At 43.2% G+C, this 12,838-nt stretch carries 14 protein-coding genes; 6 read left to right on the top strand and 8 right to left on the bottom strand.

Features of this window, described 5'->3' with window-relative positions; translation table 11 throughout:
- Positions 1–222: 222 nt before the first annotated feature.
- Both NV381_RS01590 and erpA read right to left on the bottom strand, forming a co-directional pair.
- Complete coding sequence (locus NV381_RS01590) at positions 223–759, bottom strand: DUF402 domain-containing protein (protein ID WP_258211495.1); 537 nt, start codon at positions 757–759, stop codon at positions 223–225.
- Positions 760–1,238: 479 nt separating this feature from the next.
- A complete protein-coding gene (erpA, locus tag NV381_RS01595) occupies positions 1,239–1,610 on the bottom strand; it encodes an iron-sulfur cluster insertion protein ErpA (protein ID WP_258211496.1) in 372 nt (123 codons plus the stop codon).
- Positions 1,611–2,040: 430 nt separating this feature from the next.
- On the opposite strand from erpA, the gene mqnE reads away from it, so the two are divergent.
- Entirely contained in the window at positions 2,041–3,141 is a 1,101-nt protein-coding gene (gene mqnE, locus NV381_RS01600) for an aminofutalosine synthase MqnE (protein ID WP_258211497.1), read from the top strand.
- An 88-nt stretch (positions 3,142–3,229) separates the two neighbouring features.
- Positions 3,230–4,294, top strand: coding sequence for an NAD(P)/FAD-dependent oxidoreductase (locus NV381_RS01605; protein ID WP_258211498.1), 1,065 nt, complete (start codon positions 3,230–3,232; stop codon positions 4,292–4,294).
- Positions 4,295–4,296: 2 nt separating this feature from the next.
- Here the strand turns inward: NV381_RS01605 and NV381_RS01610 are convergent, their stop codons facing one another.
- Entirely contained in the window at positions 4,297–4,551 is a 255-nt protein-coding gene (locus tag NV381_RS01610) for a YuzB family protein (protein WP_258211499.1), read from the bottom strand.
- 79 nt (positions 4,552–4,630) lie between these two features.
- Here NV381_RS01610 and NV381_RS01615 point away from each other — a divergent pair, with 79 nt between their 5' ends.
- Complete coding sequence (locus NV381_RS01615; protein ID WP_171651009.1) at positions 4,631–4,876, top strand: NifU family protein; 246 nt, start codon at positions 4,631–4,633, stop codon at positions 4,874–4,876.
- Between the two features lie 157 nt (positions 4,877–5,033).
- Here NV381_RS01615 and NV381_RS01620 read toward each other — a convergent pair whose 3' ends face one another.
- From NV381_RS01620 to NV381_RS01635, 4 genes are all read right to left on the bottom strand, one after another.
- Positions 5,034–5,822, bottom strand: a complete 789-nt coding sequence (locus NV381_RS01620) for an SDR family oxidoreductase (RefSeq protein ID WP_258211500.1) — start codon at positions 5,820–5,822, stop codon at positions 5,034–5,036.
- Positions 5,823–5,989: 167 nt separating this feature from the next.
- Entirely contained in the window at positions 5,990–6,721 is a 732-nt protein-coding gene (locus NV381_RS01625; protein WP_258211501.1) for a Cthe_2314 family HEPN domain-containing protein, read from the bottom strand.
- Between the two features lie 182 nt (positions 6,722–6,903).
- On the bottom strand, positions 6,904–7,836 hold the full coding sequence (locus tag NV381_RS01630) for a COX15/CtaA family protein (RefSeq protein ID WP_258211502.1): 933 nt from the start codon (positions 7,834–7,836) through the stop codon (positions 6,904–6,906).
- A 213-nt stretch (positions 7,837–8,049) separates the two neighbouring features.
- Positions 8,050–8,394 (bottom strand): thioredoxin family protein, encoded by a 345-nt coding sequence (locus tag NV381_RS01635; protein WP_258211503.1) that lies wholly within the window; start codon positions 8,392–8,394, stop codon positions 8,050–8,052.
- A gap of 197 nt (positions 8,395–8,591) precedes the next feature.
- Here NV381_RS01635 and NV381_RS01640 point away from each other — a divergent pair, with 197 nt between their 5' ends.
- Positions 8,592–9,434 carry an SPFH domain-containing protein gene (locus NV381_RS01640; protein WP_258211504.1) on the top strand — a complete coding sequence of 281 codons (843 nt, stop codon included), beginning with the start codon at positions 8,592–8,594 and terminating at the stop codon, positions 9,432–9,434.
- 11 nt (positions 9,435–9,445) lie between these two features.
- Positions 9,446–9,649: a hypothetical protein gene (locus tag NV381_RS01645; RefSeq protein WP_258211505.1), complete on the top strand. Its 204-nt coding sequence runs from the start codon at positions 9,446–9,448 to the stop codon at positions 9,647–9,649.
- 138 nt (positions 9,650–9,787) lie between these two features.
- Here NV381_RS01645 and NV381_RS01650 read toward each other — a convergent pair whose 3' ends face one another.
- Complete coding sequence (locus NV381_RS01650; RefSeq protein ID WP_258211506.1) at positions 9,788–11,368, bottom strand: copper amine oxidase N-terminal domain-containing protein; 1,581 nt, start codon at positions 11,366–11,368, stop codon at positions 9,788–9,790.
- Positions 11,369–11,546: 178 nt separating this feature from the next.
- On the opposite strand from NV381_RS01650, the gene NV381_RS01655 reads away from it, so the two are divergent.
- Complete coding sequence (locus tag NV381_RS01655) at positions 11,547–12,836, top strand: DUF2515 domain-containing protein (RefSeq protein ID WP_258211507.1); 1,290 nt, start codon at positions 11,547–11,549, stop codon at positions 12,834–12,836.
- The last annotated feature ends 2 nt before the right edge of the window (positions 12,837–12,838 follow it).

Consider the following 12,838-nt stretch of genomic DNA (forward strand, 5'->3'; position numbering starts at 1 on the left):
TTTCATCTGTTGCTTCCTTTTATTGCTTTATAACTTTCGTTTGTCCAAGGAAAAACTCTTAAGGTTACAACATCAAAGTTATACTCATGTAGTAGCTGGATAGATTCGAAAGTGAAGCTATAGCCTATAGCAAGTTTAATTTAGTCAGTATCCGTTATACAAATCAGCAATGTATCTTGCTGCCACAAAATTAACGCTCTACTTGACATTAAAATTGCTCTTTCATTTATTATCAATTAATTGTTTGTAATGTTTAATACTTAAATCTGGTAATTGAAATATTCCATTTGCTATACTTCTTTTGATATCATCCGCCACTTCCCAAGCTAGATTAAAATCGAATTGAGTAATCTCGCCTGTCTCTAAAGCATTTTGTAATTCCTCGCTATCCAAAATGAAAACTTTACCAGATGGAAGAAGCACGATATCCAAATATAAATCATCATACCAAGGGATACCTTGCTCATTTAAGCCATATTGCTTAACTACATCAATATACCACTGGATTACTTGGTTATTTTCATTAAATACTGTTGTAAGTGCATAATGCATGTTAGTTGGGAAATGTTGTGTCCAACAGTAACCAACATCGAAAATAAAAAATTCTTCATCATGGTATTTAACCCACCAAGGTTTAGTAACTTCCTTAATTTTTATTATTGTAATATGACCATCAAAATCAGTGTCTTTTTTATTTGCAACCAAAAATTCTGCTCCTGATGTAATCCAATCCTCACGACTAGACATTTTCCTTTTCAACTACACTACTCCCTAAATCATCATTGTTGTATAAAATCGTGCTTTCATTTAGGTATCGCTTAAAAGACTCTCAATTTCATGAATGATAACTGCTTTATACCTTTATTCAAAACTGAACTCCTTTGGCAATTTTGCATGAACTGAATTAATCAATTCTTTTTCCTATTTATCCCTATTCTACCATTTGGCATATTGCTATAGTTGATAATTTATCGCTCAAAATTGAGTTTAGATGCGCTAGTCAGGAGCTCACAGGGAGTCAGGGGGAAAAGTTAAATTTTCATTTGTTCTATTGTCGCTTTGTTCCAGACTCCAATGGGAGTAAGAAGTCTGTTGGACTGCCCATAGGAACTCTACCTTCTTTCTAGTTCAACATAAAAAAACCTCCCAAATCATGTGTATTAGCATTCATACACAAGCTTGGAAGGTTTTAATCTGCAACCCAGAAATAGCATTTCTAGGGTTGTTTACAACCTATATTAAGCCTCAACTTTATCGTCGCATTTCTCAGGCGTGCCCTCTTCGTCCTTCACTTTGAAGGAGGAACCACAGCCGCAGGAAGCAACTGCGTTAGGATTATTTATGGTGAAGCCCCCGCCCATACCGGATTCTTTAAAATCGATCTCGATACCGTACAAATATTTGGAGCTTTCTTGATCGACCACTACTTTTAGCCCGTTTAATTCAAAAGCTTTATCATCAGAATTCTCTTGGTCATCAAAGCCCATACCATATGAGAAACCGCTGCAGCCTCCTGATTTAACACCCAAACGAAGGAATAAATCCGGTGTTTCCTCGCTCGCCAACATTTCTTTAATTTTATCGCTTGCTGTTTCACTAATAGTAATCATAAAAATACAACCTCCTTAACGGTAGTGGAGTGGCATGATAAAGCTCAATATATCACTAGAGCGCAATAATGGAGCGCAGGTTCAACTTATGAAAGCCGAATTCCCCTACCCCAACTAGAAGCTTTCTTTTTCTTACATATTGCCTCTCTTCTATAAGTATACTCCTAATAAGCACAGTCCTCAAGGACTTCTATCCAGTTGCCACGCCTGTCTCAAGATTGCAAATGGTTAATCTCCATTTTGTCGAACTACGTAGTTGCCCCGTCCGATAAGGAGGTCTATAATAGATAGTATTGTTTTATTTTATTTGTTTTAATAAGGAGACTTTATATATGAATATAATGGTACACTCCTCCCGGTTCGACGATATCAAGCATAAGGTCATTCATAGTAAAAGCATGGCTTTGTTATTCATTTTGGAGGTGGGTTTATGAGCATCGTTATCAGTAATCCGGATCAAAGGATGGCAGAAATTGCCGAGAAAGTGAAGCATAGGCAACGTTTATCGCTGGAAGATGGCGTATTTTTGTATCAATCCGATGACTTGCTTACAATTGGGCAGCTGGCAAATGAAGTTAATCTTAGAATGAACGGTAAACGAGTTTATTTCATCGATAATATGAGCCTTTATTTTACCAATGTATGTGAAGCTCACTGTGCATTCTGTCATTTCCGCAAGGATGAAGGCGAAGAAGGCTCCTACACGCTTTCGCCTGAGCAAATGTTTGAATTTATTGATGAGCATTATCACCCCGGTATGCGCGAATTCCATATAGCACAAGGACATAATCCGAATGTTCCATTTGAATATTATGTAAATTCGATCCGCGCATTGAAGGAGCGTTATCCAGATGTTACCATCAAGGCCCATACGGCGGCTGAAATCGAGTTTTATTCCCGCCTCAGTGGGTTAAGCTATAAAGAAGTGCTGCAGACTCTTATGGACGCCGGTTTAAGCACGTTGACTGGCGGCGGTGCGGAAATCTTGTCTGAGCGCTACAGGAAGAAAATGGGCGTTGGTAAAGCAACAACCGACCAATGGCTGGAAGTACAGCGGGTTGCTCATGGCCTTGGTCTCAAGACTCATGCGACTATGCTTTATGGTTCAATCGAGACGCTGGAGGAACGTATTCAGCACATGATTTACTTGCGTGAAGTGCAGGATGAGACCAACGGCTTCATGGTGTTCATTCCTAACTCCGTACAACCGGCAAGCGTAAGTGCGGGCCTCAAGCGCCGCGTCGCCGCATTCGATGATCTGAAAACAATCGCAATCAGCCGCCTCATGGTTGATAATATTCAACATATCAAGGCATACTTCATCAACCTTGGTACACAGCTAACACAAATAGCTTTAACTTTTGGCGCTTCTGATGTGCACGGTACGATTGTAAAGGAAAGAATCAGTCATGCCGCTGGCGCCTTATCCCCGGATAGCTTGACCCGCGATGAGCTAGTATGGCTTGTTAAGGGAGCCGGCCGTATTCCAGTTGAACGTGATACATTTTATAATGAAATAAAAGTATATTAAACTAAATTGGCAGAATATATCTCAAGGCAGTTCTGCTGATATTTTTTCAGGGATGCTTGCCGTCCCCATATAGAAAGGGCTCATCACCATGAAGAAATTAGTTATATTAGGCGGCGGCTACGGCGGACTAACAATAGCCAACGAGCTATTAGAAAAAGATTTACCCTCAGATACCGTACTTGTACTTATCGACCGCATGCCCTATCAGGGATTGAAAACTGAATATTACGCTTTAGCGTCCGGTACTGTAGCAGATAAAGAAATTCGCGTTCAATTCCCTGTAGACCCGCGCCTAATCCTTAAATATGGAGAAGTGACGGCGGTTGATCCGGTTAACAAATTAGTATTGTTTGAAAATGACGACCCTCTTTCATATGATTGGCTGGTCATCGGGCTCGGGTGTGTGGATAAGTACCATCAAATTGTCGGGGCTGAGCAATATTCGCAAAGTATCCAAACCTTGTCCGCGACACGCAAAACTTTTCAAACGGTCAATGATACGATTCCTTATGGGCAAGTTTCGATTATTGGCGGCGGCTTAAGCGGTGTTGAGATGGCAGCGGAGCTTAGAGAAAGCCGTCCCGATATGAATATACGGATTATAGACCGCGGCCCCAGTGTGTTATCAGCTTTCCCGCCCAAGCTTCAATCTTATGTTCGCGAATGGATGATGGAGCATGATATTGAGCTCAGATCACATATCAACCTTTCTCGGATCGAAGGCGGGCTGCTCTATAACGATCAGGAAATCATTCACACGGATGTGACGATTTGGACGGCAGGAATTCAGCCAAGCCCGATCATACAGCAGCTTCAGCTGCCCAAGGACAATCAGGGACGGATAATAATAAACAAATTCCATCAAATTAGCGAGCATCCGGATGTTTTCGTTGTAGGAGACTGCGCCTCCCTTCCTTTCTCTCCAAGCGCCCAGGCTGCGGAAGGCCAAGGCAAGCAGATTGCAGAGGTAATGAAGGCTATTTGGAAAAATGAAACCCCTCGGCTAGGAAAAATCAAGCTCAAAGGGGTTTTGGGTTCGCTAGGTAAAAAATCGGGCTTTGGACTGATGGGCAAACGGACGATTATGACAGGTAAAATTGCGCGGACTTTAAAGAGCGGTGTTCTGTGGTTGTCCAAGCACCATTTCGGTTAAATCTATTCTCCAAGGAGATCGAACATAGCTTCGATCTCTTTTAATTTATGGTCGATCCTCTGCTGCAGTTCATCCACATTGGCCGCCACAACGATTTCACCATTAACCAAGGCATAGGGGAACATATAACATTCTCCGCAATTGCCAAGACAGCCGTATTCAATCACATCATAATCGAGATTAGCTTCCAATTGTTTCATTAATTTATCTGTTCCATGATGCATATTATTCGTACAAAATTCTATGATAGGTCTCATAAGTAATCATCCGCCTTGTAAACCATTTTATTTTTGCGCTTATTGTAATATAATAAGTTATAGAAAGGAGTTGAAGCAAATGAGTGAACAAACACAAAGCACCATGTACGATGAGGTACTGGAGGTTTTAGATAAGCTTCGCCCGTTTTTGCAGCGCGATGGCGGTGACGTAGAGCTTGTTGATGTGGAGGATGGTATCATCAAACTGAAGCTGGTAGGTGCCTGCGGCAGCTGCCCAAGCTCAACGATCACATTGAAGGCCGGTATTGAACGCGCATTGCTTGAAGAAGTTGAAGGCGTTCAAGAGGTTGTACAAGTGTTCTAATTGATGTCTTTCTTAAGGCACAACAACTAGAATATTAGCACGCATTCCTTTTAAGTTGAGTACGTGTGATATATTCAACAAATTAAAGACCCTTAGTCCGTAAGCTGCTGGCGTTCGCGCCGCTGCTTATGGCTAGAGGGTCTTTTTTCAGTTTGGCTTACTTCTGCTGGGATAAACCGATAATCGCTCTGATTGGATCCAATCCACCCGATACATCCATGATATTGCCTGTAATGAAATCAGAGCGTTCCTCACAGAGGAAAGTGATAACTCTGGCAATATCCTCACCGGCTCCTGGTCGTCCGCGCGGAGATTCAGGATCGAGCTCCTGCTCTACCTCGGCAATCATTTTCTCTTTGTTCAAACCACGAATATCCCCAGGACAGATCATATTAACTGTAATACCGTAAGGTGCCTCTTCCACCGCTAATGTTTTGGTAAACGAGACTAGTCCGACTTTTGCCGCTGCGTAAACTGCGCGATGCGGCCATCCTCGCGCTTCCGCAGCGTGTCCAAAGCCAAAATGGATGATTCTCCCCCACTTCTTATTACGCATCATAGGCAGTACCAAATGATCCAACTGCATTACACCTAACAAGTTGCCATGCATTAAATAATTAATATCTTCCTGCGAGTACTCGCTAAACAGCTTTCGTTCGCGGACAAACGGCCCTGCATTATTAATTAAAATATCGATGCCACCGAATTCCGCAACAGCCGACTTCACAAGCCGGTTCATCTCCATCGGGTTTGCCACATCGCCCTGAATAGCCATGCAGCGGCGTCCCTGTGCTTGGATGCGCTCACATAACAGGTTGGCTTCCTTTTGACTTTGCACGTAATTAAGAATAATATCGCAACCTGATTCGGCGAGCAGAAGCGCAGTCATTTTGCCCAATCCCTTGGCGCTTCCTGTTATGAGTGCAACTTTTGGTTGTTCGGTCACGCTCGCCCCTCCTAAGAACTTTCCGTATGGAAAGCTAACTTCGTAAGCAATTGCTAAACTTTCCACATGAAAGCTTGCACCGCTTTGCTACTCTAAAGTATAGAGGAACCGCGCCATGGATTCAACCCGTCTGAACGTCACCTGCAGAAATGACTCCCAGGAAGCACTCAGTTCGAAGGTGAATACTGACCGGATGATTCGGATAAGGTCCGGATATACGTAAATACTTTCTCGCTGGCCATGAATGTCATATTACAGCCAATTTCAAGGTCCTTGAGATGCTCTTGTATGTTTTCCGTTCTCTTGCGTTGATCTAATGATTGCTTCGATTCTGCAGCCTGCAGCAGGTCGTCAAGAAGGTCTGCATTAATCGTATGAATTTCCATGTTCCGTTCATTGCGAAGACGCTCTACAGGCACTTTGTAGGCTATCTTCAAGTCATACAGCTGCTCTTCCAGCTTAGTGTACAAGTGATTGGTATGCATATTACGAAGAACTGTGAAATAGGAATAGCGCCCTTTAATTTCCTCGGTCTTTAGACGGAATCGCTCGTTCATGAAATGCCCAAGCTTATCCAGTATAGCGAATAAACGAATGATTGCATTTTTATAAAAATAGAGATGTTTATGATAGTCATCAAGCTCGTTCTCTGACATTTCGTCAATATATGTCTTCGTCACCTTGCTGCCGTAGCTTACCGCGGCGAATTGGCTTTGCTCCAGCTCGTCCAGCGCACGAAGAAACCCTCGGCCCCATATAATATAACGCCGTTCCTGAAGGTTGCGCTCCTCGGCTGGCACCGACTCCAGCAAATGCAAATAACTGGTTATCGCTTGATTGACAGCCGCTAACAATCCCTCATCTTTCCGGCGTGGTTGTCCGAACATGCTTCTTAGCATCTTATATGCTCACTTCCTTCCGCTAATAAATGCTTATGCTTATCGACTAAGTATACACCCGCAGAATCGGGATGATACCTGAATCCATGAGACCATTAAATGCCAATGGGCACCAAAAAGTACCCTTTTACCTGCAACCTTCGACACTCATAACCCATAATTAGAACAGAAGGCTTACGCAGCTATCTCGCTCCGTAAGCCTGTCTGCTGCCCATTCCCGCTTGCAGGGCAAGTACACATAAATAGCATAAAATACCGAACAAACAAGCAATGAGAACCGCATGGATAAGGCTGGCTATTAAGTACCAATCGTATCCAAGGGACAACGTTACAAATGCGCCGCTAAATATTTGAAGCACAACCAGAATGAGTGACCATTTTGCAGCTTGGTACGCATTATCCTGCTTCGCATTCTGCGACCTTATTGCTAAAAACAGCCACATAATAATCAGAAACAAAATAATCGCACCTACGCGATGGGCAAATACGATCCGGGTTGCCCCTATCATCTCGGGTATTACTTGTCCGTTGCATAACGGCCAGCCGATACATCCTCCCGATGCTTGCGTATGTCTTACAAAGGCTCCAAGGTAAACAACCGCATAGCTGTAAATCAAGGTCAAAGCTATTCCCCAACGAACCCCGATGGACAAGGTTGAAGGCGGTCCGGATAAGGAACTTCCGAATCGGGTAAAGACTAATGCGAGCAGCAATGTAAAAGCAAATGCCATCAATGAGAAGCCGAAGTGAAGCGCCAATACAGCTGACGATTGCGGCCATACGACTGCCATAGCCCCAAGAATAGCCTGCAATACGGTAAAAAGCATCGCACCTGATACAAACCATTTGGCTTCTTTATTTCTACTGTAAAAAAAGACCAACAAAGTCGTGATCAATAAGATGATTCCTACGACGCCGACCACAAACCGGTGGCTGTATTCAATAATAGATTCGATTGTATAGGCCGGAACGAATTTACCGTTACATAATGGCCAATCGTCCCCGCAACCGCGGCCTGATTCTGTCTTAGTGACAAGCGCGCCCATTACAAGAATTAAAAACATGCCGTACATGCTGGCGAACGAAAACCGCTTCAGCCATTTTTGAAGACTCATGAACTGGTTTCACCTACTTTTTTCTGAATTCGACATATTATGCTAATTAAGTCGAATCGTTCATGTATCATTATAGCGATAATCCAAGAGCAAATCCATGCGGAAATGTTACAAAGCATTGAAAGAAAAAAAGCTGATTCACTTCAGAGGGACATGGAATTAACCAATCCCCGAAGCATCAGCTTTTTTCGCCTGTATTATTGAGGATATGTCTTACTTCTTCAATGCATCGGCAACTTCCAAAGCGCGATCAAGAAACTGTTCAATTTCGTCTCTGGTTTTGCGCAGCTTGCTGACGAATCGAACTAGCTCCTCGCCTTCACGAAAAGCAATAAAGCTCGGAATTCCCAGAATGTTCAGCTTCTCGCATAGATCCGGCACCTCATCCCGGTCAAGCTGAATAAAGTCCAACCGATCTTTATATGCTTCCACTACAGCAGGCATAAAAGGATCTATGAAATGGCAATCTTTACACCATGTTGTTTTGAAAACAGCAATTGTAGGCTTGCTTCCCGCAATTTTTTGTTCAAATACTTGCTCGTTATTAACTTGCTCCATTGTATTGCACCGCCTTTAGTCAATTTGTTTGGGCAACTTACTGCCCTCTCACTGCTTACAACCACTTATAGCACGATGTTTATCCCCTGTCAACGAACGTTTTATTAATTAACACCTTATTCCATTTTACATTTATTACTAAAAGTGATATCATTTAAATATCAAAACGATATACTATACAAAAAGGAGTGTTCAGTATGAAAGAACAAAAAGCTTGGTCCTTTAACGGCTTCCTTGGTTTGTTGTTAATCTTGGTTGTAATAGCTCTCTCTGCTTTCTTACTTGTCAAAGAGATGGTATTCCTAGGCATTATTCTTCTCATTATTGGAGTAGTCCTGGCAACAGGAATTACAGTCGCACAACCGAATCAAGCTATAGTTGTTAATTTCTTTGGAAGCTATATCGGTACAATAAGAGAAAGCGGCCTTTGGCTGGTCATTCCCTTCTCCATTCGCAAATCCGTTTCCTTAAGGGTTCGCAACTTCAACAGCGTCAAGCTTAAAGTTAATGACATAGAAGGCAATCCGATTGAAATTGCCGCAGTTGTTGTATTCCGCGTAGTTGATTCGGCCAAAGCGATGTTCGATGTAGATAAGTATGAACAGTTCGTTGAAATTCAAAGCGAAACGGCACTTCGTCATGTTGCTAACAAGTACCCTTATGATGTGTTTGAAGGGGAAGGATATTCATTACGCAGCAATTCCGAGGAAATTGCGCTTGAGCTGAGCCGCGAGCTGCAGGAGAGATTATCTGTAGCCGGTGTTGAGGTTATGGAAGCAAGATTAACTCACCTGGCTTATTCAACTGAAATTGCCAGTGCCATGCTTCAGCGTCAACAGGCTGCGGCCATTATCTCCGCGCGTTCCAAAATTGTTGAAGGCGCCGTGGGAATGGTTCAGCTGGCCATCGCCCAAATCGAGCAGGACGGCATCGTAGTTCTCGACGAGGAGCGCAAGGCCGCTATGATCAACAACTTGATGGTTGCCATCGTCTCTGATCGTTCCGCCAGCCCTGTTATCAACACAGGCAGTCTTTATTAAGCTGAGCCCTCATGGCAGCCAAGAAAAACTTTGCTCTGCGGTTGGACCCGAAGCTATACGAAGCGCTGGAACGATGGGCTGATGATGAGTTTCGCAGTGTCAACGGACATATCGAATTTCTGCTGCGTGAAGCGGCATCTCGTGCAGGTCGACTGCCCGGCCCACGTCCTCCCGGTATTGCAGAAATAGAAAGCCGGGATAAGTTAAAGGAATAGCTCGGGTAAACCTCTCAGAACCTCCAACCGCATCTTCATAAGAAAAAAGCCTGATCCGGCGGAATCAGGCTTTTTCTTATGAAGATGTCTCCAAAATATTTCTATTTACATGTAATGAATTCCATTTTTCAGGGCAGACTAATCACGTGTGATAGTTACCATCTGCAGTTCCTGATCCCAATTAACTTTGGCACCCATGCTCTCGGCAATGAAACGAATCGGCACATAAGTGGAGCCGTTAGTAAGCTCGGATTCCTTCTCAAGCATTTTGATCATTCCATTCACGGTTGCTTGCTTGCTTCCGACATTCAGATTGATCACTACACCGCTCACAAGGTCGGTGATCGTTACTTTTTGTGTAGCTTGTTCCCATGCCACATCTGCATCCAGCTGTTCGACCACAAAACGAACGGGAACCATTATCGTACCATTGCTGTTGTATGGCTTGGAGGAATCTCCAACATAATCATCATGACTTTCCATAAGCATATTGATTTCTTTTTTCGTAATATTAATATCCTCTTTAAGTAAAGTGTACAGTTTGGACTTAGGGTCCACAATAGAAATGATTCTGCCTGGCTTGCCCAGCGTCGTAAGCTCTAATTGTCCCTTGGAAGTATCAATCTTGTCAGCTGCTACAGGCTTGTTTATATCCCAGACCTCACTGGTAGTATTGATCTTGATCCCTTTGACAGCGCTTGTGCTATCAGATATTGAGAAGCCCAGCTCCATATTGGATTTGCGTACCGTCTGCTCACTGTCAACGAATAAATCCATCTTCAAGTACTGCGAGTCACTTAATATCTTGCTCACATTTTCTCCGCCAGGGGAACTCATTAATTCTTGTACGGATTTATCATAATTATCAAGCATTTGTTTCAAATAAGTTTGAATGGCTGTAAAAGAAAATTCGATAGCAAGTGTCCGGTTGTTAAGGAAAGGTGCTATAGTGTCGTTAAAAGGGTTGCCCTCTTGGCTGTTTTCCTTCATCGTTTGCTTCATAATTGGAGCGTAAAGATCATAAATTTGTCCAAGCAGCTCTTTCAATCCTTTTTCATCAGCGAGCACATTCGTTAAGAACCCTTTTACAAGCTCCAGCAAGTCGCCGCCTTTAATTTCCAAATGGATGTCTTTACCCTTTAAGTTTTCATTATGAATAGTTGCTTTACCGTCATTAACGGTAATTGTTTTGGGATTTGGCGCAACGCCTACAAAATAAGACACAATAGAAGGTGCGAATTCCGTTGCTCTTTTACGTAAATCATTGAATTGCTGCTCCAGCTCCTGAGACAAACTTTCTTTAAACTGTTGCATGCCAGCCATGTTGGTTTGTATAAAAATAGGCTTTTTAGCACCTTCAATTAAGATAACATACCCATCATCACTCATGGATACTTGGAACGGAATTTGTCCCTTCTTGTATTCGAATACGCCTTTTGCTGAATAATGGGTAAGATCCTGCTGCTTGATATCCGTTAAAGTAAGATTAACTTTGCTGAACAGGTCGAGCATCTTTTGTTCGTCCGCTGTTGGTGTAACAGATGAATTTGGCGTGATCTCCACCGTGAACGATTGTGTTCCTTGCACTGATTTTACGTTGACTCCGTTTTGGAAGACCTTGTTCAGATCCAATCCGTTAACCGGCTGACAGCCTGCAAGCACAATCAGCATTACAACTAGAAAAAGAGATATCCATGTTAGTTTATTCCTGTTATTCATTGCTTACCTCCATAAATTAAAAGAATAAGTACGAGTTTGCTTCCGCATAGATATATACGTTCGGATTAGTAAAATGTTTCCTTATAGCTACATAAATTAATTACGACAGTCATTTCGATAGTCCTTTTTTCAAATAAATAAAAACCTAATCCTTTACGTTAAGGGGTTGATCCGATTAATGGGTGATGGGGGATTTCGCTGGAATGGGATGGATTTGCTGCAAAAGCTAACCGAAATTCCGCAGGAGCTTGTTCATTGGGTGAAGGGGAAAACAGCCACCTTGTTGTATGAGAGCAGTCAATTAAACTCTATGCAAGGAATTCATATCCAGCATAAGCATGTCGCGGCTCTACGGACGCTTATTAAAAATATGCACGAGCCCGCAATTGGACCTGTTAAGGGCGGTACTGTAGCTTCTGTAACTTCTCTAACTGCCTCAGATCAAGCTTTGGTTCAGCGTATCCGTGAAGACACTGCCCACCATAACCGAAATAATTTAACAAGAACATCAGCCTACTTGAACATGTTCAAGTCTCATCCAGAGCTTCATTGGGCTTTTCTAGCACATATGGTGTCACGCAATGGCGGCTGGAATATGACCGATCTCCGAGGCGAGATGCTTCCTTATTTGCTTAACGAAGCCCAAATCGGGAATGTGTTTGCTCTGCTGGAGCGTGCCAATGGCCTTATCTTTCATGATGCTTATCCTCAGCTCTTGCTCTACTCTGCCAGCAGAAGAGCAGCCTCGCCGCTCTTTTATTTACTCCCCCATCTACAGGTTTCAGTTTTTATGCGCCCAGTCTGGGAATTGTTCTGGGTACAATCGGATTCCGCGCTTCTGACTCAAGCTCTAATCGTAAATGAGCAGCACTATATAGAACAGCGGATTATTCAGCATCCCACGTATCGTGATCTGGTCCTTAACACGTTGTTTTTCAATGCCCAGTCCTTGCTTCAGCTCAATCAAGTCGTGCTTCCTTATGTAGATGGAAATAAAATGCACTTGGCCGGTCTTATCTTGGAAAATTTCAAAAATTTGTTTGAACGAATTGAAACGGGAAAAAAGCTGTATGCAATTTTATTCGGGGTTCCTGTTGTTTATGAAGGAGCAAAGCGGTTTGCCAACAGCAGGCTTCATACCGCCTCAAGAGCGGATTACTGGCCGCAGCTGTTCTCCTCTGTTCGCCAAACAGCGCCTGTCCCAAGAGGCCTGCTCAAGGAAAGACTTGACGGCTGCAGACTGAAACCCGGCGCTTCGCCACTGTATAGCCCGAAATTGGCCTATGCCTGGCATAACTATGCCGTAGACCCGCCAGAACCAGGCGATTGGTTTGAACATGACAGAGGACGCTGCTTAAGCTATCTTGCTTCAGTTCAGCCACCCTTTTCATTCGAGATGACCCATGAGCATTGCCTGGGCTTGAACAAAATCGAGCTGGCCGTGCTGGCTGGAGATATATGGAAATAAGC

This window comes from Paenibacillus radicis (ex Xue et al. 2023), assembly GCF_024722015.1.
In the GTDB taxonomy this organism is placed as follows: Bacteria; Bacillota; Bacilli; order Paenibacillales; family NBRC-103111; genus Paenibacillus_S.